Source organism: Streptomyces sp. SP18BB07, assembly GCF_036322545.1.
Classification (GTDB): domain Bacteria; phylum Actinomycetota; class Actinomycetes; order Streptomycetales; family Streptomycetaceae; genus Streptomyces; species Streptomyces deccanensis.
This window is the reverse complement of record NZ_JAQYWT010000226.1, coordinates 130,337-152,949: the sequence shown is the minus strand read 5'-3', so window position 1 is coordinate 152,949 and position 22,613 is coordinate 130,337. Positions and strand designations below refer to the sequence as shown.

The 22,613-nt window shown below is 71.5% G+C and carries 18 protein-coding genes and 3 pseudogenes; 12 read left to right on the top strand and 9 right to left on the bottom strand.

Going from position 1 to position 22,613, the window contains the following annotated elements; translation table 11 throughout:
- A pseudogene (locus PUR53_RS06900) lies at nt 1-2,294 on the top strand (hypothetical protein); the annotation flags it as partial.
- On the opposite strand, the pseudogene PUR53_RS06895 reads toward PUR53_RS06900, so the two are convergent.
- Both PUR53_RS06895 and PUR53_RS06890 read right to left on the bottom strand, forming a co-directional pair.
- Nucleotides 2,284-2,510, bottom strand: a pseudogene (locus PUR53_RS06895) (transposase); the annotation flags it as partial. The pseudogenes PUR53_RS06900 and PUR53_RS06895 overlap by 11 nt on opposite strands.
- A gap of 52 nt (nt 2,511-2,562) precedes the next feature.
- On the bottom strand, nt 2,563-2,955 hold the full coding sequence (locus PUR53_RS06890; RefSeq protein ID WP_329896515.1) for an alpha/beta hydrolase: 393 nt from the start codon (nt 2,953-2,955) through the stop codon (nt 2,563-2,565).
- A 35-nt stretch (nt 2,956-2,990) separates the two neighbouring features.
- Between PUR53_RS06890 and PUR53_RS06885 the strand changes: the two are divergent.
- Nucleotides 2,991-3,293, top strand: a pseudogene (locus tag PUR53_RS06885) (TetR/AcrR family transcriptional regulator); the annotation flags it as partial.
- Between the two features lie 51 nt (nt 3,294-3,344).
- Here PUR53_RS06885 and PUR53_RS06880 read toward each other — a convergent pair.
- The 5 genes from PUR53_RS06880 to PUR53_RS06860 form a co-directional block, all read right to left on the bottom strand.
- Nucleotides 3,345-3,902 carry a DoxX family protein gene (locus PUR53_RS06880; protein ID WP_329896514.1) on the bottom strand — a complete coding sequence of 186 codons (558 nt, stop codon included), beginning with the start codon at nt 3,900-3,902 and terminating at the stop codon, nt 3,345-3,347.
- A gap of 263 nt (nt 3,903-4,165) precedes the next feature.
- Nucleotides 4,166-4,897, bottom strand: coding sequence for a hypothetical protein (locus PUR53_RS06875; protein ID WP_329907729.1), 732 nt, complete (start codon nt 4,895-4,897; stop codon nt 4,166-4,168).
- The gene (locus PUR53_RS06870) at nt 4,894-6,555 is read right to left on the bottom strand and encodes a serine/threonine-protein kinase (RefSeq protein WP_329907728.1); all 1,662 of its coding nucleotides are present in this window, start codon (nt 6,553-6,555) and stop codon (nt 4,894-4,896) included. The genes PUR53_RS06875 and PUR53_RS06870 overlap by 4 nt, the downstream gene beginning before the upstream one ends.
- Before the next feature lie 392 nt (nt 6,556-6,947).
- Nucleotides 6,948-7,574 carry an NAD(P)-dependent oxidoreductase gene (locus PUR53_RS06865; RefSeq protein ID WP_329896511.1) on the bottom strand — a complete coding sequence of 209 codons (627 nt, stop codon included), beginning with the start codon at nt 7,572-7,574 and terminating at the stop codon, nt 6,948-6,950.
- A 106-nt stretch (nt 7,575-7,680) separates the two neighbouring features.
- Nucleotides 7,681-8,451 (bottom strand): NADPH-dependent F420 reductase, encoded by a 771-nt coding sequence (locus tag PUR53_RS06860; RefSeq protein WP_329907727.1) that lies wholly within the window; start codon nt 8,449-8,451, stop codon nt 7,681-7,683.
- Between the two features lie 139 nt (nt 8,452-8,590).
- On the opposite strand from PUR53_RS06860, the gene PUR53_RS06855 reads away from it, so the two are divergent.
- Nucleotides 8,591-9,244 (top strand): TetR/AcrR family transcriptional regulator, encoded by a 654-nt coding sequence (locus PUR53_RS06855; protein ID WP_329896509.1) that lies wholly within the window; start codon nt 8,591-8,593, stop codon nt 9,242-9,244.
- 159 nt (nt 9,245-9,403) lie between these two features.
- Nucleotides 9,404-10,843, top strand: a complete 1,440-nt coding sequence (locus tag PUR53_RS06850; protein WP_329907726.1) for an FG-GAP and VCBS repeat-containing protein — start codon at nt 9,404-9,406, stop codon at nt 10,841-10,843.
- A 78-nt stretch (nt 10,844-10,921) separates the two neighbouring features.
- Here the strand turns inward: PUR53_RS06850 and PUR53_RS06845 are convergent, their stop codons facing one another.
- Nucleotides 10,922-11,173, bottom strand: a complete 252-nt coding sequence (locus PUR53_RS06845; RefSeq protein ID WP_329896507.1) for a hypothetical protein — start codon at nt 11,171-11,173, stop codon at nt 10,922-10,924.
- A gap of 160 nt (nt 11,174-11,333) precedes the next feature.
- The gene (locus tag PUR53_RS06840; protein ID WP_329907725.1) at nt 11,334-13,994 is read right to left on the bottom strand and encodes an AMP-binding protein; all 2,661 of its coding nucleotides are present in this window, start codon (nt 13,992-13,994) and stop codon (nt 11,334-11,336) included.
- A 174-nt stretch (nt 13,995-14,168) separates the two neighbouring features.
- Between PUR53_RS06840 and PUR53_RS06835 the strand changes: the two genes are divergently transcribed.
- The 8 genes from PUR53_RS06835 (at nt 14,169) to PUR53_RS06800 (ending at nt 22,575) form a co-directional block, all read left to right on the top strand.
- Nucleotides 14,169-15,218: an iron ABC transporter substrate-binding protein gene (locus tag PUR53_RS06835; protein WP_329907724.1), complete on the top strand. Its 1,050-nt coding sequence runs from the start codon at nt 14,169-14,171 to the stop codon at nt 15,216-15,218.
- A 5-nt stretch (nt 15,219-15,223) separates the two neighbouring features.
- Nucleotides 15,224-16,825, top strand: a complete 1,602-nt coding sequence (locus PUR53_RS06830) for an ABC transporter permease (protein ID WP_329907723.1) — start codon at nt 15,224-15,226, stop codon at nt 16,823-16,825.
- Entirely contained in the window at nt 16,822-17,880 is a 1,059-nt protein-coding gene (locus tag PUR53_RS06825; RefSeq protein ID WP_329907722.1) for an ABC transporter ATP-binding protein, read from the top strand. The genes PUR53_RS06830 and PUR53_RS06825 overlap by 4 nt, the downstream gene beginning before the upstream one ends.
- 410 nt (nt 17,881-18,290) lie before the next feature.
- Nucleotides 18,291-19,265 (top strand): ABC transporter substrate-binding protein, encoded by a 975-nt coding sequence (locus PUR53_RS06820; RefSeq protein ID WP_329896502.1) that lies wholly within the window; start codon nt 18,291-18,293, stop codon nt 19,263-19,265.
- Nucleotides 19,262-20,137, top strand: a complete 876-nt coding sequence (locus PUR53_RS06815) for an ABC transporter permease (protein ID WP_329896501.1) — start codon at nt 19,262-19,264, stop codon at nt 20,135-20,137. The genes PUR53_RS06820 and PUR53_RS06815 overlap by 4 nt, the downstream gene beginning before the upstream one ends.
- Nucleotides 20,134-20,919: an ABC transporter permease gene (locus tag PUR53_RS06810; RefSeq protein ID WP_329896500.1), complete on the top strand. Its 786-nt coding sequence runs from the start codon at nt 20,134-20,136 to the stop codon at nt 20,917-20,919. The genes PUR53_RS06815 and PUR53_RS06810 overlap by 4 nt, the downstream gene beginning before the upstream one ends.
- A 13-nt stretch (nt 20,920-20,932) precedes the next feature.
- Entirely contained in the window at nt 20,933-21,766 is an 834-nt protein-coding gene (locus PUR53_RS06805) for an ABC transporter ATP-binding protein (RefSeq protein WP_329907721.1), read from the top strand.
- A gap of 26 nt (nt 21,767-21,792) precedes the next feature.
- Entirely contained in the window at nt 21,793-22,575 is a 783-nt protein-coding gene (locus PUR53_RS06800) for an IclR family transcriptional regulator domain-containing protein (RefSeq protein ID WP_329896498.1), read from the top strand.
- The last annotated feature ends 38 nt before the right edge of the window (nt 22,576-22,613 follow it).

The following is a 22,613-nucleotide window of genomic DNA, read 5'->3' as shown; positions in this document are numbered from 1 at the left end:
CGTCGGACTCCTGCGAGGTGCACTTCACCGACGTGGTGGACGAGCAGAACCCCTCTCGGCCCCGCTACCCCGAGATCCTGGCGGAACTGGTGCGCAGGGTGGAGGACAGCAAGCTGGACATTCGCCTCGCCGCCCACTGGGGCGCGCGCATGGGGCTGGTGGAGGTCGGCGGTGACAGGGTCCGCTTCCAGCACAGCGTGATCCAGGCCCACCTCGGAGCGCGGTTCATGAATGCCGTGATCCATCCGGGCGTGCCCGCCGAGCCCACGGAGGGATACCTGTTCCCGGCGGCGCTGGAGAAGCCGGGCCGGGAGCTGCTGATCGCCATGGTGCTCCACTCCCGCACGCCCGAGGGTTCGTGCCGCCACGGGGAAGAGTCGCACGGCGGCGGGCAGCCGTGGTGTCCGGTGTCGGCCGCGCGGGACCTGCTGGTACGGGCGGCCTGCAAGGCGCAGATGGACAGCAGGGAAGAGGCTTCCCGCCCCGGCTCCCCGCCTGCCCGACCGGCCGGGGCAGGCGGTCGGGCAGCACACGAAAGCACCTGGAACACACCGGGGTGGCCCACGGGAGCGGAGGAGTGCGCCCGGGCATCCCGGGGGCGTCCGGCGGAGGCACAGGAACCGGCTCAGCAGCTCTCGGGGCGGCACACCCCGGACGGGCAGCGGCTGTGCGGTCGCACGCTGCACGCCAAGGCCCTCGAGCTGTACGCCGCCGCGCTGGAGATCGACAGCGTGGACGCCGAGCCGCAGCAGCACCTCATCGCCATGCGGCTGGCCACGTCGTGGCCCGATCTGCGCGCCCGCGATCCGCACACGCTGCGCGTCGCGAAGGCTCTGCTCGTCTCCCGCTTCGGCGACGCCATGCGCGGCGTCGCCCGGAGCCGCACGGTGGTCCCCGCGTACCTGGAGCTTTTCGAGATCGCCCGCCTGGAGCCCTCGTACCCCATCCGCGTCGCCATCGCGCAGGAGATCGGCGCGGGTGGTGACAGCGCCTTCGCGGTGCTGCAGGCCCGGCTGCGCGGCCCGGAGACCGACCGGGAAGAGATGCTGGAGCGAGCCCGGGACTGGATGGTCGATCTGTGGGGGGCGCAGGAGCCGGACGCGGACACCGACGCGGACGCGCAGGCGGAGCGCCGGGGGCACCGTCCGGCGGAGCGCGACGGGTCGCGCAGCCCCTGGGAGGCGCGCGAACGGGAGCGGCGGCGCGAGGAACGCAGGCGGGAGGAGTCCGAGCGCGAGGAGGAGGAACAGCGGTGGCGGGACAACACCATGTGCGCCTGGCTGATTCCCCTGTTGGTCGGCTCGGTCACGACACAGCGTCACCAGAACACGCCCTACGAGTATCTGGAGAGCTGGGTACGCCGGGTTGGTGCGCCTGACGGGTCCGGCGCGCCCGCGCTCGATCTGACCGTGGAGATCGCCCTCGCCCAGGGGTTCAAGTACGCGGCGAACCGTCGCCACCGCCATCCGCATGCCCGTGCCGAGGCACGCGAGTACCTGAGCGGGCAGGCATGGGACATGCTCAAGCGCACCCGGTTCTGGTTCACCCGCCTCACCCTGCTGCACGCGCTGACCTTGTGGGACCTGCCCGACGGGGTCACGGTGACGCGCCCCGCGCAGGGCCGGGGTTCCCACCCCGCGGAACAGGTCCGTCAGTGGCTGGCCCTGCCGGACGGCAAGGAGCAGCACCCGTTCGTCGAGGAAGCCGCCCGGCTCTGCGTCTGGGCTCTGGAGACCCGGCAGCCGGAGCGGTTCCTGTGGATCGACGAGTCGGGTGTCGCCGCCCACGTCGGCTCGCAGACGGCACCGTGGGGCGAGGCGCGCAAGCACCAGCTGTGGATCCCGCCCTCGACCGGCTGGAGCACCCTCCACCCGCAGGCCCAGCAGCTCCTCGCGGACGTGCTGCTGCTCCTCAACCTCGCCGAGCGGGGCGACTGGCCCAAGGACCGCCTCCGGCGCCTGCGGCACACGGCACGGCCGGACCTGCCCCCGTGCCTGAGCCGGGACCGCGGCCCGCTCGACCCGGGGCGCACGGTCGTCCGGACGACCACCTCCCAGGCGGGCTCCAACTGCCGTGACGACTGCTCCTTCGAACTGTGCCCGTACCCGCCCAAGGGTCTCGACAGCCACCGTGTCGAGCTGAGCGAGGCCTTCTGCCGGGCGCAGTCCAGTGTGCTGTCACGGTCGTTCCTCCACCCCCAGGCCCCCTGGCAGCAACGCACGGACGTGGCCGAACTGCGCCGGTTCTGGGAGCGTATGGGCCAGCGGGCACAGGACAACCCGCGGTCCCGTTGACGCCGCCCCGGACGTGGCGGCAGGGCGGCGGGACGGCCTCGTCCGTGAGGGAGATCCGTTCTGGCAGGTCTCGCCACGGAACACCGGTCCGGACCCGAACAGAACCCCGTTGATCACCGTGCGGTGATCGTTCCACCGACCTTCCCGACCGCCCGCCGACGGCAGATGCGGCTCAGGCAGCGACCACTCGCGGTTCGTCAGGTCCCCCCGACCCATGTCCCGAGCAACGAGCAACCAGTCGGAAAGTCACATGATTTGCCGGACAGTGCTAGACCGCCCGCTTCCGCGACCTGACCGACGCGGCGAAATCCTCAATGCCGTCGATGAGCGCCTCGAAGCGGAAGGAGTGGAAGAGGTCGAAGGCGTGGTGTCCGCCGGGGAGTTCGGCGTACACGACCGGGGAGGTGGAGACGGAGCGCAGGGCGGTGACGAGGGCCTGGGGGTTCTCGGTGTCCACCAGTTCGTCCAGGTCGCCGTGTGCGATGAGGAAGGGTGGTGCGTCTGCCCTTACGAGGTTCACCGGCGAGGTCGCGGGATCCCCGTCGAAGTACGTCCCGAGGTAGCCGTTGAGTGCGATGGCAGCGGTCACCGAGGTGTCCGCCTCCTCGAAGCCGGGCTGGTAGGAGGGCTCGTTGGGGGTGAGGGCGGCGAGCGCCGCCATGTGTCCACCCGCGGAACTCCCCGATACGAAACGCCCAGGGGGCCGGCCGGGTACGGGTGCTCGCTCTTCTGGAGCTGCAGCGCGAGGCAACACGCACTCCGTGGCTGGCGGCCCCGCTCGACGCCTTCGCCGCAGCCGACTTCGCGTATTTCGAGCACGCCCAGCGAGGCGCCGGTCTGCCCGTCACTCCGCAGCGCGCCGCCGCTGTCACGCTGGCCCTGCACGCCACCCTCCCCCATTTGGTGGCCGAGGGCCCCGCCACGCAGACGGCGGCCGGACTCGACGACCTCGACAGCTTCGTCAACGGCCTCCTGGACACGGTGTACGGAGCCGCATGAAACTGCCGAATCATGCCGCGATCCAACTCGCGAAGATCCGCCGGACAGAACCTAGTTGCGGACGAGGAGGACAACGCCTGCCGTGATGGCGGCGAGTATCACCGCGGCGACTCCGTACGCGAGCCGGTGGGCGCGCAGTACCGGCAGGAAGCGGTCGGCGGCGATGCGGCCGGGGCCCGCCAGGGCGAGGCCGGTGGCGGTGGCGGCCACCAGGATGTCGAGTTCCATGCCTCCGTCCTTGTCCATCATGAAGAAGCCGCCGCCCGAGTTCACGGACATCGCGTTGAGCATCGTGCCGAGGACGGCGGCGCCGGCCAGCGGGGTGAGCAGGCCGAGGGCGAGGCCGAGACCGCCGAGCGTCTCGGTGAGCCCGGCGACGAGCGCGAAGGTCTTGCCGGACGGGTAGCCCACCATCGTGAAGAACTGACCGGTGCCCTCCAGGCCGCCGCCCCCGAACCAGCCGAACAGCTTCTGGGTGCCGTGGCCGACCAGGAGGAAGCCGAGGGCGAGGCGGATGACCAGCAGCGCCACGTCGTAGGCGTTCTGCGAGACCTGGTCCTCGGAGCGGTGGGAGAGACCAGTGGTGGAGCGGGTGTCAAAAGTGGTCACTGGAGACCGGCCTTTCTGGGGAACCCGTGCTGGAAGCACCGCACCGAAGGCGCTAGTGCTTGAAACTTCAAATGGGGTTGCAAATGTAGGGGCACTTTAACGTTTAAGCAAGTGTCACGGGTGTCCCCGCACGGTAGGCGTTCGGCCCCGACCGCTGGAGCGGAAGCCGCCCCAGGGTGCCGCGGCGTCCACGGGGTTGGGCATGTTGATGAACGGACTGGGCTGAGGCGCCCGATGATCCAGTGGCTGTGGAACCACCGGCCTCAGGAACAGTCGTACGTGAAGCGGGTGGTGGCCGTGGGCGTGCCGGGTGAGAGGACGCGGAGTTCGACCTTTGCCGTGCGGTGGCCCTTGCCCTGGAAGGTCCACCGCAGGTGCACACGTGCCTGACGCTGTCCCCGGACCATCACCTCTTTCAGGACGCCCGAGCGGGTGCCGTCGCTGCGGATCCAGCGGTAGGAGAACGTGCCCGGACCGCCGTTCGTCGCGACCACGGCGACGATGTCCGCGGTGCTGTCGCACTGTAGGACCGTGGGCCTGGCGGTGACCGTCACCGTACCGACCTCGAGGGGCGGGCCCAGCCGCTGCCAGGCCAGGAACGCGAGGACCCCGAGGAGGACGAGCACGGGCAGAGCGTGTCGGCGCAGCCGTCGGCGGCGGGGTGCGCGGGGCGGCGGGAGGGCGGGGAGCGTGCGGTGGGTTCGCTGCGCTACGACGTTGGTCACGCCCGGGCCGAAGCGCAGCAGTGTGCCGTCGATGCGATCGGGTGGAGTCGACTGGCTCGCTGCGGCTGTGGAGGGCTGTTCGACGGTCGCCTCTGCAACGGTCGCCTCAACAAGGGTCACGTCGGCGAGGGTTTCGTCGGCGAGGGTTTCGTCGGGGACGGGTCTCTGGATCCAGTGACTGGCCAGCACGGTGGCGCTGTACTCGGCGTACTCGGCGTCAGCCGCGCCTGCCTCGTCACCGGGGACACGGGCGTCGTCGTGCGCGGTCATCGGATGTCACACCGTCTGGTCAGAAGCTGCTGCGAGGCGCCGCCGTCGGCGGCGGCCGGGGTGGTCGTGGCCTGCACCGCCCAGTAGCAGCCGTTACTCCGGAAGGCGTGGTCGAGGGTGAGTGTGTACCGGGTGGCGCCGCTGCGTTCGAAGGTCTGGGTCACGCCGTCCGGGGTGCCGAGTTGCCCTTTTGAGTCGCCCGCGAACCACGAGACGGTGAGAGAGATCGGTCCGGTGCCGTCCGTGACGATGTCGATGGTCGCCGTGGCGGTCGCCGGACCCGTCTGCCGGAAGCCCGACACCGCGACGTCCTTGACGGCGGGGGCGGTGACCGGGGCGGGGGATGTCGTCGTCGGTGCCGGGGTGGTGGTCGTGCCGCCGGGCTCGGTCGTCTCCGTCGCCCCGTCCGTGGTCCCGTCCGTGGTGGCGGTGGAGGAGGGTTCACCGGCGGGGGTGGACGCGGCGTCCGAGGGCGACAGGGTGGGAGAGGGTGACTCCCCGGCCGAGTCGGTGGGTGTCGGGGACGGGGAGGCGGAGACGGTCGGATCCGGGGGTGCCGTCGTGTCCGCGCTCTCCTCGGCACTCGTGGTGGCGAGGGCCTGTGCCACCTGCCCGGCGTCGGCTTCCGGGGCGTGCTGGAGCCCGAAGGTCAGGACGGCTCCGAGGAGCAGTGCGGCACCGGAGACGAGCATGCCGGAACGGCCGGGCAGCCACGCCTGTGCGCCGCCGCGGCCCGGTTCCCGGCGCAGGACCGTGCGGGCGGTGTCCGTGGTGGTCCTCGGGGCGTCGCGGGCCGAGGGCAGCAGCAACGGCAGCAGGGCCACCAGCGCGGCGAGCCGTCCCCGGCCGCGTTCCTCCCAGTCGGGCCCGTAGCCGGACAGGGCGGCGGCCTCCAGTTCCCTGACGAACGCCTCGGCCTCGGCGGGCCGTTCCTCCGGGTCCTTCGCCAGACCTCGGCGCACCAGCTCACGCACCGCCTCCGGCACCTCGTCGGCGGGAACCGGCGCGTCGACGTGCTGCAACGCCAGAGCCGCGACGTTGTCGCCACGGTAGGGCTTGTGGCCCGTCAGGCACTCGAAGAAGGTGGCGGCCGCCGCGTACACGTCGGCGGCGAAGGAGGCGGGCGCCCCGGTCCACTGCTCCGGGGCCATGTAGGAGGGGGTTCCCGCCACACCCGCGCTGGTGCCCGCGTCCACCGCGATTCCGAAGTCGACCAGCTTGGAGGATCCGTCCGGCACGACCAGGACGTTCTCCGGCTTGTAGTCGCGGTGGACGACGCCGACGCGGTGCGCGTCCGCCAGACCGAGCAGTGAGCCCTTGAGGATGACGAGCGCGGCCTCCGGGCCGAGCGGGTCCTCCCGCCGCAGCACGGCACGCAGCGAGACGCCGTCCACCAGCTCCATCACGATGGCGGCGCCGTCCGGGCTCTCCACGTACTCGTACAGCTCGGTGACGTACTGGCTCTCCAGCCCGCCGAGCAGCCGGGCCTCGCTCCGGAAGTCACGCACGAAGCCCGGCCGGGTGCGCAGAGACTCGCTGAGGTACTTGACGGCCACCGGCACGCCGGTCTCCTCGTGCACGGCGAGGACCACCCGCCCGCTCGCCCCCGACCCGAGCTCGAACGACTCGGTGTATCCGGGCAACGCCCATGTGTTCATTCCAGCCCCCCAAGGCCACCGTGCGCCGAAGCCCCGCCCTCTGGCGAATCGCCGCGCCGCGCGATGAGAGACACATTTTCAGCCACATCGGTTGCGGAACACCATCCCCAGCCTGCACACGGCCGGACCACGACTGCCAAGGGCACCTACCGCGCTGCACAGGCGCACGGCGATGAAGGCAGGTCTCCTGCGATCACGGCGGACAGCGGGGTGAAACGCCGGACGGACCACCGCCTGGAGTTCACGGCCACGCTGCTCGACGGTGCCGCTGTACCGCCGTCGGTATCCGTGGTCCAGCTGACATAGGCGAGCCTGCTCCGCCTGACGGGCAGCGTCTGTGTCGACAACGACACGGCGGGCACAGATCCGCCCGGTGCCGTCCCCATCGCGTGTCAGTCCGTGATGACGGCGTCGCGGTGGATCCACTCGGAGCCGTGCGCCGCCTTGTGCAGGAACGCGGCGACGTCCGCGCGGCTGATCTTCGGGTTGCCCTTCATCGGGAGACGGTCGTCGGCGCGGTAGGTGCCCTTGGCAGGGCCCTTGGTCAGCAGGGTCGGGTAGACCAGCGTCCAGTCCAGGCCGCTGGCGCGGATCGCCTTCTCGGAGAGGTCCTTGTTCGCGTAGATGTCCCGCAGGAACGTGCGGTACATGACCTTCTGCATCGCGCTCGCCGACCGGTAGGTGTCGCCCACGCCGAACGAGGACAGCCAGACCAGACGTGACACTCCCTGCTCCTCCGCCGCGCCGATCACGGCCGCCGCGGCGCGGGTGAACAGGTCGTCGGCGCGTACGGACGTACTCCTGCCGAGAGCCGAGACGACGGCGTCCTGGCCGATCATGGCCTTGGCGACGTCCCTGCGCGAGGTGGCGTCTCCGGCGACCACGGTGAGCCGGTCCGCCAGGTCCTCCAGCGCCTCCGGTCTGCGGGCCAGGACGGTGACCGTGTCGCCGGCCGCGAGGGACAGGTCGACGACGTGACGGCCGGTGGGGCCGGTCGCGCCGAGGATCAAGATGTTCATGGAATGCGTCCTTCGTGCGAGAAGTGGGAGGGACCCGGACAGGCCACTCGGGCGTGGCCTGTCCGGGCAGGGCCGGTGCGTGGGACCGGCAGGGGACCTGTCAGGGTCAGGCCACCACGCGGTCGGCGGTGAGCACCCGGGACGCGTCGGTGAGCAGGGCGCGCAACCGCACCGTGGGCAGCGGGGCGCCCGGGTCGGCGGGGGCCGGCGCCTGCGGCGCGGTACCGGAGCGGAGGGCCTCGCCCACCTGCGCCCAGAAGGCTTTGACGTCGACTGTGCCGGTGAAGTACGGCACCGCGTACGCGGCGGTCTCCGGTTCGAAGCGCCAACTGTCGGCCAGGGGGCCGGCGTCGACGCTGTCGAAGCCCAGTCGGCTGATCAGTTCGGCGGCGTCGGCCTTGGCCTGCCGGTCGTCGCCGGCGATGGGCAGGGCGGTGCGGTCGGTGACGTCCGCAGGGCGGGCGAGCGCGGGGATGTGGAAGTCGCTGATGTTGTTGAAGGCCTTGACGAGCTTCGCGCCGACCAGGTGTTCCTGGACGAGTTCGCTGGTGGTGGTCCTGCCGGAGTCGAGGACCTCTATGCGGCCGTCGCGGGACGGGTAGTAGTTGTTCGTGTCGAGCACGACCTTGCCCGCGAGGGCCGCGACGGGGAGGTCCCGGTAGGCGGCCAGCGGAATGCTCACCACCACCCAGTCGCCGGCACGGGCCGCCTCCTCGGGCGTCGCGGCACGGGCGCGCTCACCGAGTTCCGCCACCGTCTCCGCCAGGGTCTCGGGACCGCGGGAGTTGGACAGCACGACGTCGATACCGGCCGCGACCGCGAGCCGGGCGATCTGCGTGCCGATCTTGCCGCTGCCGATGAACCCGAGTGTTGCCATGGAAGGGATCTCCCTGTCTGAACGTGCAGGCGAAGGCCGGGTCCTGTCGCGACACCGAACCGGAGCAAGTGCTCCTCTTGAACCTAGCACAAGCGGAGCGCTTGCTCCGCAACCTTGCGGTTCCCTGTACCCTGAAGCCGTGACCCTCGCCGACCAGCCGACCCCCGCACTCACGCCCACCCCCGCGCCCGCGCCCGAGCAGCCCGCCAAGCGGGGCCGCCGTGCCGACGCCGAGCGCAACCGTGCCGCGATCATGGAGGCGGCCGGCGCCGTCTTCGCCGAGTACGGCGGCGCCGTCGACGTCCGGGAGATCGCCCGCCGCAGCGGCGTCGGCATGGGCACCCTCTACCGCCACTTCCCGACCAAGGACGACCTGCTCCTCACCGTCCTGGAACAGCAATTCGGCTCCTGGCTCACCGCCGCCCACCAGCAGGCCGCCGCCACCGAAGACCCCTGGACGGCACTGACCGGGTTCTTCGAGCAGATGCTCACCACACAGGCCGGCAACCGCGCCGTCGTCGAGAGCTACACCACCAGAGGCGGCCCCACTCCCGACTGCGCCCAGCGCTGCTACACCTTCATCGACGAGCTGCGCACCCGCTGCATGGACGCCGGCCTGCTGCGCCCCGACGTCACCACCGACGACCTGGTCCTGCTCAGCGGCTCCCTGAGCCAGGCCGTCCTGACGACCGGCGACAGCCGGCCGGGCCAGTGGCGCCGCCTCCTGCGCATCTCCCTCGACGGCCTCAGCAGCCGCAACACCGAACCCCTGCCCGAGCCCACAGCGCCCTGAAAGCACCCCGGTCTGGTACCGCCGCGCCTGCTGAGCCGACGGCACGCCCCGAGGAAGAGCGCCGGCGGCCGCCTTCACACAACCCTTCTTCCAGCTCGCGAGTCACATCCCCGTACACGTTGGCCCTGCATTTCCCCCTACGATTACGGGAGTTCATTCGTGCGAGTACGCACCCTGGCCGCCACCGCCGCCGTGGCGGCACTCACCGCGGCCGGCCTGACCCTGCCGCTCGCCGGGAGCGCCGCGGCCGCGACGGCCGCGCGGTTCGACTTCAACGGCGACGGATACACGGACATCGCGGTCGGCATGCCCAACGCCACGGTGGGCGGCAAGGCGAAGGCCGGCTACGTCAGCGTGATCTACGGCGGCCCGGAGAGCCCGTACCAGTCCACCGGCGTCATCAGTCAGGCCGAGGCCGGCATACCCGGCACACCCGAGGCGGGCGACCGCTTCGGTTCCTCCCTGGCACCCGCCGATGTGAACGGCGACGGCGTGTTCGAACTCGTCGTCGGCGCGAGCGGTGAGTCACTCACCTCCGACCAGTTCGAGGACGAGGGCACCATCACCGTCCTGGACGGCTCGGGGTGGAACGTCGTGGGCACCACCGTGGCCAGGGGCACGTCCGAGTACAGCGGCGTCGGCCACGCCATCGCCACGGGCGACTACGACGGGGACGGCGACACCGACCTCGCGTACGGCGAGAACGGCGAGGAGAACGGATCGCTCCGGTTCCGCCCGGGCCCACTCACCGCCGACCCGGTGACCACCACGACTCTGCGCAGGTACAGCATCGGCGGCGGCACCCACGCCCTGGCCACCGGCGACTTCGACGGCGACGGCCGCGACGACCTGGCCGCCTCCTGGAAGGCCCTGGACGACTCCGGCATCTTCATCACCCGCTGGAATGACCGGGCCGAGCCCGCCCAGTACTGGGCCGGCCCCGACCGCGGCGCCGCGCTCGCCGCCGCCGACTTCGACCAGGACGGCACCGACGACCTCGCGGTCGGCCTCGTGCAGCCCAACCCCGAGTCGGAGACGACGCGTTGCCCGGACCGGCCCGGCGGTGCGGTGCTGCTGCTCCAGGGCTCGAAGACCGCGGGCTTCGGCACCGAGAGCGACTGCGTCACCCAGGCGAGCCCGGACGTGGGCGGCGCCGCCGAGGAAGGTGACGACTTCGGCTTCGCGCTCGCCGCCGGCGACCTCGACGGCGACAGCCGACCGGAACTGGTGGTCGGCGTGCCCGGTGAGGACGTGGGGACCATGAAGGACGCGGGCGGATACGTCGTCATGAACGGCACGGAGCACGGCCTCCACGGCGGTCTGGCCCGCAGCCAGAGCACCCCGAACATGCCCGGCGCGGCGGAGGCCGGTGACCGCTTCGGCGCACAGGTGGCCGTCGGCGACCACAACCGTGACGGCCTGCCGGACACCGCGGTCGCCGCGCCCGGGGAGAACGCCGGTGGACCCACGTCCGGTGGCGTCTGGTTCGTCCCGAGCAGCACGGTGGAGACGTACCCGCCCGGCAAGGCACTGACCCCGTTCGGTTTCGCCCTGCCCCACGGCGCCATCAAGTACGGCGAGGTCCTGGGGAGGTCGTGACACGGTCCAGCCGGAGAGGCGCGTCGCTGTGTGGCGCGGCGTCCTCGACGGTGACGCCAGTGCGGCCGGGAGGAGGAATCAGCGGGCGGCCTTGGCCGCCTGGACGATCGCGTCGGGCTGGGAGATGGACACCGCGTGGGACGCGGCGTTCTCCAGGGCGCTCTCCCCCTCGTCGGGCTGGAAGGCGGCGACGTAGACCGGGGCCTCGACGTTGGACCCGAGGCCAAGGTCACCCGTGCAGAAGACGGCTTCCGCGGCTGCCAGTTCCGCAACGCCGCCGCCGAGTACCCCAACCCCGACCACGCCGCCCGCGTCCTCGTCCTGCTCCACGACGGTGCCTTCCAGGCCGCGTAACTCGACGACGCCAAGGCCGTCCGCGAGACATTGCGCCGAGCCGTCGACGAGGTCTTCCCCAGCGAGGACACCTGACCGCCGCCCGCGCCGCCCGGCGTCACGCGTGCCGGCCGGTCCGTCCGGCCGCGCCTCGGCGTCAGCCCCTCCGCAGGGTGCCGGGGAGCCGGAGCATGCCCCACGTGGAGCGGTTGGTGACGGTGCCGGCCGGGGGAAGGAGCCTGCGGGTCAGACGGGTGGCCACCGCCCCGTACGCCACACCGACCACCAGGCAGGCCGCCAGTGCCAGCAGCGGGGAGTGGTCCCGCAGGTAGGGGTAGACCTGGAAGTGCGTCAGGTAGATGTAGAGCGAGTTGCCCGCGAGGATGCCCGCGAGCCGGTTGAGCGGGTCGGCGCTGGGCAGGGCCGGGATCCACAGCAGCAAGGTCAGTCCGGCGACGACGATCGAGGTCCGCAGCGGCTGTCCGCCGGAGAACAGGCCGGGCACGGTGACCAGCAGCACCCCGGTCAGCAGCAGCCGCTGCCCCGTCGTACGGGCTCTTGCCGCCGCCCAGCCCAGCGCGAACAGGAAGAAGACGACAGTGGGGCTGAGGTGGTACCGGACGTGGGCCAGGCCCCATGGGTCGTAACGCCCGACCGACCCCAGTGCGACCAGGGCCAGGGCGAAGCCGAACGGACTGCGGCGCTCCGCGCGGTCCAGCAGCGGGACCGCCAGCAGCGCGGCCAGCCCGGTCAGGAAGTACACCAGTGCCTCGACGAACCAGTAGCGCCATTCCGGGTTCGAGTTGTCCTGTGGGAGGAGGCTGTTCGCCAGGACGATGTTGGCCAGGTCGTACTCGCGGGTCAGCAGCAGGGCGAAGGTGATCCACACCATGCTCGGCAGGGCGATGAACGCGATGCTGCGGCCTGTCCTCCGGAGACGTTCCAGGCGCTCGGGTGGGGACAGGTGGAAGCGGGCGAAGTTGAAACCGGCGACACCCAGCAGTACATGGGCTCCGCCCTGGACGGCGAAGAGGGGGATGTGCGAGCCCACGATCAGGACGATCCCGATGGCCCGCAGGGCGATTCCGGTCTCCAGGGTGCGCCGCGGGCGCGTGCTCCCAGGGGTGCGGGGCAGGGCGCGTTCGCCGCGCAGTCTCCGGATCGGTGTGGTGTGCCAGTCGACGGGCAGCTCGCCCAGTGTCTGCTCCAGCCGCAGCGACATCTCGACGTAGGAGAGTGAGTCACCGCCGAGGTCCACGAAGCTGCTGTCCTCCGTGACATCGGTCCGATCGAGGATCTCGGCGTAGAGGGCGCGGAGGTCGTCGGTGCCGGGGCCGGGTGCCGGTGCCTCCGGTTCGCGCGCGAGCCGACGTACGGCCTGGTGGTCGGGCTTGCCGGACGCGAGTCGCGGGAGTTCGCGTACGACGCGTACGTGCAGGGCGTGGGGCGGCAGACCGCAGGTGTCCGCCACCAGGCGCCGGACGCCTGCCGCGTCGACACCGTGGGCTTGGGTCGCGACGACGGCGAGTGCGTCGTCGTCACCCGCGCAGAGGGCACGGATGCCGTGGTCCGCCAGGATCGTCTCGACGCGCTGCGGGTCTATGCGCAGGCCCAGGATCTTGATGAACCGGCTGCGGCGGCCCACGACTTCGTACAGCCCGTCGGGGGCGCGCCGGGCGATGTCCCCGGTGTGCAGTTCCTCGACCGTGCGGCCGAGGGCGAGGTCCGCCGGGCCGTCGGCGTACCCCAGCATGACGTTGGGGCCCGAGTAGACGAGTTCGCCGGTGTCGGGCTCGTCGACGTCGTCCACGGGTCGGATCCGGAAGGAGCCGCCGGGGATCGGTACGCCGACGGCCCGTGGGCGCTCAGCGGCCCGATCGGGCGGCAGATACGCCATGCGGGCCGTCGCCTCGGTCTGTCCGTACATCACGAACAGCTCCCAGCCCGCACGGTGACCCAACTGGGCGTACCGGGCGACCTGTTCGGGCGCCAGACGGCCGCCCGCCTGAGTGACGTAGCGCAGCTGGGGCAGGTCCATCCGGTCGAAGCCGATCCGGTCGAGCAGGTCGAAGGTGTACGGAACTCCGGCGAGCGAGGTGCCGCGGGCGGCGCGGAACTCCTCCCAGAAGGCGGGGTCGGTCACCGACCGGTCGGTGAGGATCAGCCCGGCGCCGCGCAGCAGCTGGCTGTGGATGACCGACAGTCCGTAGCAGTAGTGCGGTGGCAGGGTCGTGGCCGCCCGGTCGGTGTCGCGGATGCCGAGGTACGTGGCGATGGACTCGGCGTTGGCCTGGAGGTTCTCGTGGGAGAGCCGGACCAGCTTGGGTGAGCCGGTCGAACCGGAGGTACTGAGCAGCAGCGCCAGTTCCGGGTGGAGGATGTGGGCGCTTCCGCGCCGGCGTTCGTCGAGCTGCCAGGTGCCGTGGTCGTCCGGCCGCGCGACGACGTCCGGGTCGTACGCGGCGGTGAGGGCGTCGAGGGTGCCGGGGCTGTCACCGGGGACGAGCAGGACGGGGTGGCCGGCGGAGAGGGCCGCGAGGTGGATGACGAGGGCGTCGGTGCGGTTGGCCCCGGCCAGCAGGACCAAGCGGCGTACGGGGCCCAGACGTTCGGCTGTGGCGGCGACACGTTCGGCGAGCGCGCGGTAACTGACCTCGCCCGATGGCGTGATGAGTGCGGTGCGGCCGCCGTACGACGCGAGGCGGCGGGCGAACGGCACGCCCCGCCCCGGCAGGGGTGGTGGGGGCAGGACGACGGCGTCGGTGCGGGGCGCAGGGGCGGTGAACGGTGCCCAGAGGGGTCTGGAGGGGTTGAGCACGGGCGCGCGACCTTTCTGCGGCAGCGTCCGCAAATAGCACAGATCCCTTGACGGTTAGGTGAGCTTTACCTTATTCATAGCATGTTCACAGTTGGCTGGAAAGCATCACTCCGCCGCTCGCTGACGAACGCCCGGCCTGGGGCGTTGCGGCGAACACGTAGGAAGGCACACCACATGCGACGCCCTCTGGCTGGCCGGATCACACCGCTCCTCGCGGTCGGCCTGCTGCTCCCCGCCCTCGCCGCCTGCGGCTCCGACGACGACAAGGGCGGGTCGGCGAAGAGCGGCGACTCCGCGCTCGTGATCTACTCCGGCCGCAACGAGAAGCTGGTCAAGCCGATCCTCGACAAGCTGGAGAAGGCCGTCGGCACGAAGGTGGAGGTGCGCTACGGCGACAGCGCCGAACTGGCCGCGCAGATCCTGGAGGAGGGCGACCGCACCAAGGCCGGGCTGTTCTTCTCGCAGGACGCCGGGGCACTCGGCGCGCTCTCCAAGGAGGGGGTGCTGGAGCAGCTGCCCCCGTCCACGCTCGACGAGGTCGACGAGGCGTACCGCGGCGGTGACGGCGACTGGGTGGGCCTGTCCGGGCGGGTCCGCGTCATCGCGTACAACCCCGACGAGGTCGGCGAGGGCGAAGTCCCGGACAGTGTCCACGACGTGGTGAAGCCCGAGTGGAAGGACAAGGTCGGCTTCGCCCCCACCAACGCCTCCTTCCAGGCGTTCGTCACCGGCATGCGCGCTCTGGAGGGCGACGACTCCACCCGCCAGTGGCTGGAGGACCTGAAGGCCAACGGCGCCAAGACCTACGCCCACAACCTGGCCACCCTCGACGCGGTCGAGGCCGGCGAGGTCTCCCTCGGCCTGGTCAACCACTACTACTGGTACGAGCGGGTCGCGGAGAAGGGCGAGGACAAGGTCAACGCCAAGCTCCACTTCCTGCCCGGCAAGGACCCCGGAGCGCTCATCAACGTCGCCGGCGTCGGCATCCTGAAGGACAGCGGCCAGAGCGAGGCCGCCCAGAAGGCCGTGGACTTCCTGCTGTCCAAGGAGGCGCAGACCTACTTCGCGGACACGACGAAGGAGTACCCGCTGGCCGCGGGCGTCACCAGCACCGTGGAGGGCCTGCCCCCGTTCGACTCCCTGCAGTCCCCCGACATCGACCTCGGCAAGCTGGAGTCCCTCCAGGAGACCCTGGCCATGCTCCAGGACGTCGGACTGGTCTGACGGTCGTGACCACGACGGAAACCACGACACGCCCGGCCGGAGCACCCGCCCCGGCCGGGCGGCGGCGCGTCCGCACGTACCTCAAGGCCCCCTCGGACCGCGGCCGTAGACCCCCGCTCGTCCTGCTCGTCCCCGCCGGTGTCGCCGCCCTGTTCGCCCTGCTGCCGCTCGGCTACCTCGCCGTCCGCGCTCTGGAACGCGGACCGGACTACGCCTGGGACGTCGTCGCCGACGAACGCACCCTGCAACTCCTCGGCCGGAGCCTCGGCTTGACGGCCGTCGTCGTGGCGGCCTGCCTGGTCCTCGGTGTGTCGCTGGCCTGGCTGACCGTGCGCACCGCCCTGCCCGGGGCGCGTGCCTGGTCGGTGCTGGCCACGCTGCCGCTCGCCGTGCCCAGCTATGTCGCCGCCTTCGTATGGCTGGCCGCCGTGCCGGGGACCGCGGGGTTCGGCGGGGCGGCGCTCGCGCTGACCCTGGTGAGTTTTCCGTACGTCCACCTGCCGGTCGCCGCCGCGCTGCGCGGCATCGACCCGGCGCAGGAGGAGGCCGCGCGCTCCCTCGGCCACGGCGCCGTACGCACCTTCCTGCGGGTCACGCTGCCGCAGCTGCGCCCGGCGGCCGCGGGAGGCGCGCTGCTGGTCGCGCTGTACGTGCTCTCCGACTTCGGCGCGGTCTCCCTCATGCGGTACGACACCTTCACCCGGGCCGTCCACACCTCCTACCGCGCCTCCTTCGACCGCACGCCGGCCGCCGCGCTCAGCGTCGTGCTGGTGGTGATGACGGTGGCGCTGGTCGCGGCCGAGGCCCGCACCCGGGGGCGTGGGGGCCACGCCAGGACCGGCGGCGGCACCGCGCGCCCGGCTACCCCGGTCCCGCTGGGACGCTGGCGGATCCCCGCCCTCGCCTGGTGCGCGGCTGTCGCGGCGGTCGCCGTCGCCTTCCCGCTGAGCACCCTGGGCTACTGGCTGACGGTCGGCACCTCGGCCACCTGGGACGTCGGCGGCCTGTTGGGGACGGCCTCGACCACACTCGGGGTCGCGGCGGCGGGCGCCGCCCTCACGACCGTGCTGGCGCTGCCCGTCGGAGTGATCGCCGCACGGTACCGAGGACGCGGAGCCCGGCTGCTGGAGCAGGCCGCCTACGCCGGCCACGCACTGCCCGGAATCACCGTCGCGCTCTCCCTCGTCTTCTTCGCGGTGCGCTACGCCTATCCGCTCTACCAGCGGCTCCCCCTGCTGGTCTGCGCCTACGCCGTCCTCTTCCTGCCCGTCACGGTGGCCGCCACCCGAGCCGCCGTCCTGCAGGCGCCCCGCGTGCTTGAGGACGTGGCGCGTTCGCTGGGCAGGTCGCCCCTGCGGGTGCTGCGCGAGGTGACCGTGCCCCTGGCGGCACCGGGTGTGGCGGCCGGCGCCGCGCTCACCTTCGTGGTCTGCATGAAGGAGCTGCCGGCGACGCTGCTGCTGCGCCCGACCGGCATGGACACGCTGGCCACCCGGCTGTGGACCGAGACCGGGGCCGGTTCCTTCGCCGCCGCGGCACCCTACGCGGCCACCCTCATCCTGCTCGCCGCCGTCCCCTCCTACCTCCTGGGCAGGCACCGCACATGAACGACCGTCACAACGAGCTCCGCGTCGAGGGGCTGTACAAGTCCTACGGTCACGAGGCGCCGGTCCTGCGAGGACTGGACCTCACCGTGCCGGGCGGTGCGCTCGCGGCCGTGCTCGGGCCCTCCGGCTGCGGCAAGACCACCCTGCTGCGCGTCGTCGCCGGGTTCCTGCACGCCGACGCGGGCACGGTCGCGCTCGGCGGGCGCACCGTGGTCGGCCCAGGCGTGCAGCTGCCGCCGGAGCGGAGGCACATCGGCATCGTGCCGCAGGAGGGTGCCCTCTTCCCGCACCTGAGCGTGGCCCGCAACGTGGCCTTCGGCCTCACCGGACGCGACCGGAGCGAGCGGAACCGCCGGACGGAGGAGATGCTCGACCTCGTCGGACTGTCCGAACACGGCCACCGGATGCCGCACGAGCTGTCCGGTGGACAGCAGCAACGCATCGCCCTGGCCAGGGCGCTCGCGCCGCGACCCGCGCTCGTCCTGCTCGACGAACCGTTCAACGCCCTCGACAGCGCCCTGCGCGCCGGGGTCCGGGCGGACGTCCGCGCCGCGCTGCGGGCGACCGGGGCCACGGCGCTGCTGGTCACCCACGACCAGCAGGAGGCGCTGTCCACCGCCGACCTCGTCGCCGTCGTACGCCAGGGCCGCATCGCCCAGTGCGCCACCCCGCAGGACCTCTACCGGCGCCCCGCCGACCCCTGGGTCGCCGGGTTCGTGGGCGACGCCGTCCTGGTGCCGGGAACGGTCGTCGACGGCGGCTCCGTGGCCAGCACCCCGCTGGGCACCGTGGCGCTGGCAGCGCCGGCCGACGGGCGGCGCACCGGCACGGTCGTGCTGCGCCCCGAACAGTTGCGCCTGGCCGACACCGGCGCGGCCGGGACCGTGCGGGCCACGGTGACCGACGTCTGCTTCTACGGCCACGACGCCAAGGTCGCCGTGGCTGTCGAGGGGCTCGACCGTCCGGTGGACGTCCGTGTCACGGGTGCCGTGCCGGTCCGCCCCGGCGAACAGACCGCGATCCACGTCACCGGCGAGGCCACGCTCCACCCCTAGCCGATCCGTCCGAGTCGCCGATCGCTGCTCCGTGCGGGACGCCTCCGCCATCATCCCGGCGGAGCGTCCCGCGCCGGCTTCGCCGCCGTGGCGTCCATGCGTGCGCGCGTCCGTGCATCCGTGCCTCCGTGAGCGGCGGGGTGGCCAGGCAGGCACAGGTGGTACCCGGGCCGTCCCGTAGAGGGCGGCCCGCAGTCTTGCACCGCTCAGCACTCCGCCGGGAGGGACGTTTTCGTGCTCGGCGGAGCGGCCCTGGCCGTCGCGCGTGGTGGCCGGGCCCGGTGGCGCGGTGTCTCGGTGCCACCTATTGACGCACCCCACCCGGAGGCATAGCGTCCGCCCTATCTTGTTCGGCACACGCAATTTCGTGCGCATTGCGAACACATCCCTACCCTGTCAGGAGGGCCCCTATGCGAAGGCGCGTTCTAGGGCTTGCTGTAGCGGTGTTGACGGTCGTGGGAGCGGCCGGATGTGGATCGTCGTCGTCCACGACCGGCTCCTCGTCGACGGACGGCGGCAAGACCACCGAGGTCAAGGTCGGGATCATTCCGATCGTCGACGTGGCACCGCTGTATCTGGGGCAGAAGAAGGGGTTCTTCAGCAGCCGTGGCATCGAGCTGAAGATGGAGGCCGCCCAGGGTGGCGCCGCCATCATCCCCGGTGTGGTCAGCGGTCAGTTCCAGTTCGGCTTCAGCAACGTCACCTCGCTGATGATCGCGCAGACCAAGGGCGTACCGCTCAAGTCCGTGGTGAACGGGGCCGCCTCCACCGGAGACGTCGACAAGGACATCAGCGGGGTCGCCGTCAAGAAGGACAGCTCGGTCAAGTCGGCCAAGGAGCTCGCCGGCAAGACGGTGGCCGTCAACACGCTGCAGAACGTCGGCGACACCACCGTTCGTGAAGTGGTGCGCAAGGACGGCGGCGACCCCTCGAAGGTCAAGTTCGTCGAGATGCCGTTCGATCAGATGCCGGCCGCGCTGGACGGCGGTCAGGTCGACGCCGCGTGGATGGGTGAGCCCGCGCTGACCATAGCCAAGGGCCAGGGCGCCCGCGTGGTGGCGTCACCGTTCGCCGAGACCGACCCGAATCTGACCATCGCGACGTACTTCGCCTCCTCCAAGCTGGTGCAGGAGAACCCCGACCTGGTGAAGAAGTTCACCGAGGCGGTGAGCGAGTCGCTGAAGTACGCCTCCGAGCACCCGGACGAGGCGCGCCAGGTCATCACCACCTACACCAAGATCGACGGCACGGTGCTGAAGGACCTGACGCTGCCGACCTGGCCGGCCGAGTACGACATGGCCTCCCTGCAAAAGCTGGCCCAACTCGGTGAGCAGGACGGCATCTTCGGCGGCAAGAAGCCCGATCTGGACGCGCTGTTCTCATGAGCGCGACCGGGAGCACCCCTGTACTGACGAAGCCCGCCGGGACCGCCGCCGGTCCCGGCGGGCCGGGCGGGCCGGGCGGCGGCCGGCTCCGGCGGGCGACGGACGGCCTGGGCGCCCCGCTGCGGGGACTGGCCGGTCTGGCCGGGCTGGTGGTGCTGCTGGAGGTGCTGCCGCACACCGGTGCCGTCTCCGCCGACTATCTGCCGCCCGCCTCCGAGATGGGCCGGGCCCTGTGGCAGCTGCTCGGTGAGGACACCTTCTGGACCGCGCTCGGCGACACCCTCACCGGCTGGGGCCTGGGACTGGTCATCGCCGTGGTGGCCGGGGTGGTGGCCGGCGTGGTGATCGGGTCGGTGCCGGTGCTGCGGGCGGTGACCGCCTCCACCATCGAGTTCCTGCGCCCCATCCCGTCGGTGGCCCTGATCCCGGTGGCGGTGCTGCTGTACGGCACCGACCTGGAGTCGAAGCTGCTGCTGGTGGTGTACGCCTCCTTCTGGCAGGTGCTCGTCCAGGTGCTGGCGGGCACCCAGGACGTCGACCCGGTCGCCGAGGACACCGCCCGCAGCTACCGGATGGGCGACTGGGGACGGGTGCGGTACGTCCTGTGGCCCACCGCACTGCCGTACGTGATGACCGGGGTGCGGCTGGCCGCGACCGTGGCCCTGGTCCTGACGATCACCGCCGAACTCGTCATCGGCTCTCCGGGCCTGGGCAAGGAGCTGGCGGTCGCACAGACGTCCGGCGCCGTGCCGAGGGTCTACGCCCTGGTCCTGGTCACCGGGATCCTGGGAGTCGCGGTCAACCTGGTGGCCCGAGCGGTCGAGCGGCGGGCACTGCACTGGCACCCATCGATGCGCGGGGAGGGACGATGACGACCGTCCTCACACTGGCCCGAAGGACCGGACTCGTCCTCGGCCTGCCCGGGGTCCTGTTCGCCGTGTGGTGGTTCGCCACCGCCGGCAGTACCGACTTCTACGTCCCCCCGCTCTCCACCATCCTCGGCAAATTCGGCGAGGTGTGGACCGGTGAGCGGCTGATGTCGGACGTCGTCCCCAGCCTGGTCCGCCTGCTCACCGGCTATCTCCTCGCCGTGGCCGTCGGTGTGGGACTCGGCCTCGTGGTCGGCCTGCACCGGCGCGTGCGCGACGTCCTGGAACCGGTCCTGGAACTGTTCCGGGCCATCCCGCCCCCGGTACTCGTGCCCGTCATCATGCTGTTCGCGGGCATCGGCGACACCATGAAGGTGATCGTCATCGTCAGCGGCTGCATGTGGCCGATCCTGCTCAACACCGTCGAGGGTGTCCGCGCGGTCGACGAGGTGCTCAGCGACACCTGCCGCTCCTACGGCATCACCGGCCCCTCCCGACTGTGGCACCTGGTGCTGCGCTCGGCCAGCCCGCAGATCGTCACCGGGATGCGACAGGCCCTGTCCATCGCGATCATCCTCATGGTCATCAGCGAGATGTTCGCCGCCAGCAACGGGCTCGGCTTCGCCATCGTGCAGTTCCAACGCTCCTTCGCCATCCCCGAGATGTGGAGCGGCGTCCTGCTGCTCGGCCTGCTCGGATTCGTCCTCTCCCTACTCTTCCGCGTCGCCGAGAACCGGGTCCTGGCCTGGTACCACGGCCTGCGCCGGGCCCAGCGCAACCCCTGACAAGGAGACGTCGATGCTCGACGTACGCAACCTGCAGAAGATCTACACCGGACGGAACCGCAACGTCGAGGCACTGCGGAACCTGACGTTTCACATCGGCGCCGGCGAACTCGTGTGCCTGGTCGGCCCGTCAGGCTGCGGCAAGACCACCCTGCTGAAGTGCATGTCGGGCCTCCTCGCCCCGACCAGCGGCGAAGTGACCCTGGACGGCCGCCCGGTCACCGGCCCCCCGGACGGCATGGCGGTGGTCTTCCAGGAGTACGGCCGCTCCCTGTTCGCCTGGATGAACGTACGCGACAACGTCGCCCTGCCCCTGCGCCGCAAGAAACTCGGCAAGGCCCGCGAGAGGGAACTGGTCGACCACGCGCTGGACGTGGTCGGGCTCGCCGACGCCCACCTCGCCTACCCCTGGCAACTGTCCGGCGGCATGCAACAGCGCGTGGCCATCGCCCGAGCTGTCGCCTTCGAACCGAAGGTGCTCCTCATGGACGAGCCCTTCGCCGCCGTCGACGCTCAGACCCGCGCCGAACTGGAGGACCTCATCCGGAAGTTGTGGCACGACCTGGGCGTCACCGTCCTGTTCGTCACCCACGACATCGACGAAGCCGTCTACCTCGGCCAGCGCACCATCGTCCTGTCCACCTCCCCCACCGTGGTGCAGGAGGACCTGACCATCGATCTCCCCGACGAACGCGACCAGTTGCACACCCGCTCCAGCACCCGCTTCGCCGAACTCCGCGCCCACGTCTACGAACAGATCCAGCGAGCCAAACACCACAACGGCGACACGGACCCGCCGGTCGCCGACCGCGGTGGTGACCTCGCCCTGCAGAAGACGGAGTCGTGACACCCGGACCACCGGAGCCGCGACGCATGGATGACAGGGAACACGGGCGGTACTTCGTACAGTCGCTGGAGCGGGGTATCGCCGTCATCCGTGCCTTCAGTGCCGACACCCGGGAGATGACCCTCGCGGAGATCGCCAAGGCGACCGGCATGAGCCGCGCCACCGCCCGGCGCTTCGTCCTCACCCTGGCCGATCTCGGGTACCTGGCCGTGGCCACCGACGGCCGGCATTTCCGACTGACCGCCCGGGTCCTGGAACTGGGTTTCGCCTACCTGTCCAGTCTGTCCCTGGCGGAGATCGCCCTGCCCCACCTGGAACAGCTGGTGGCCGAGGTCCAGGAATCCTCGTCGGCGGCGGTGCTCGACGGGGACGACGTGGTGTACGTCAGCCGGGTGCCCACCCGGAGAATCATGTCCGTGTCCATCAGTATCGGCACCCGCCTGCCCGCCCACGCCACCTCCCTGGGCCGGGTCCTGCTCGCCGACCTCGACGACGAACGGCTGCGGACCTACCTCGACAGGGCGTCCCTGCGACCGCTCACCGCACGCACCCTCACCTGCCGCGAGACGCTCCTCAAGGAACTGGAGCGGGTGCGGGCGCAGGGCTGGTGCCTGGTGGACCAGGAACTCGAAGAGGGCGTGATCTCGATCGGCGCGCCCGTCCGCAACGAGGCGGGGCAGGCGGTGGCCGGCGTCAACCTGGCCACCCACGTCCGACGGGGAGACGCCCACTGGGTACGCGAGACCCTGCTGCCCCCGCTCCTGACCACCGCCGCCCGCATCGAGACAGAGCTGCACATCGCCGGCTAGCGCGGAAACGGGGCGTCCCGCGCGCCGACGAAAACGCC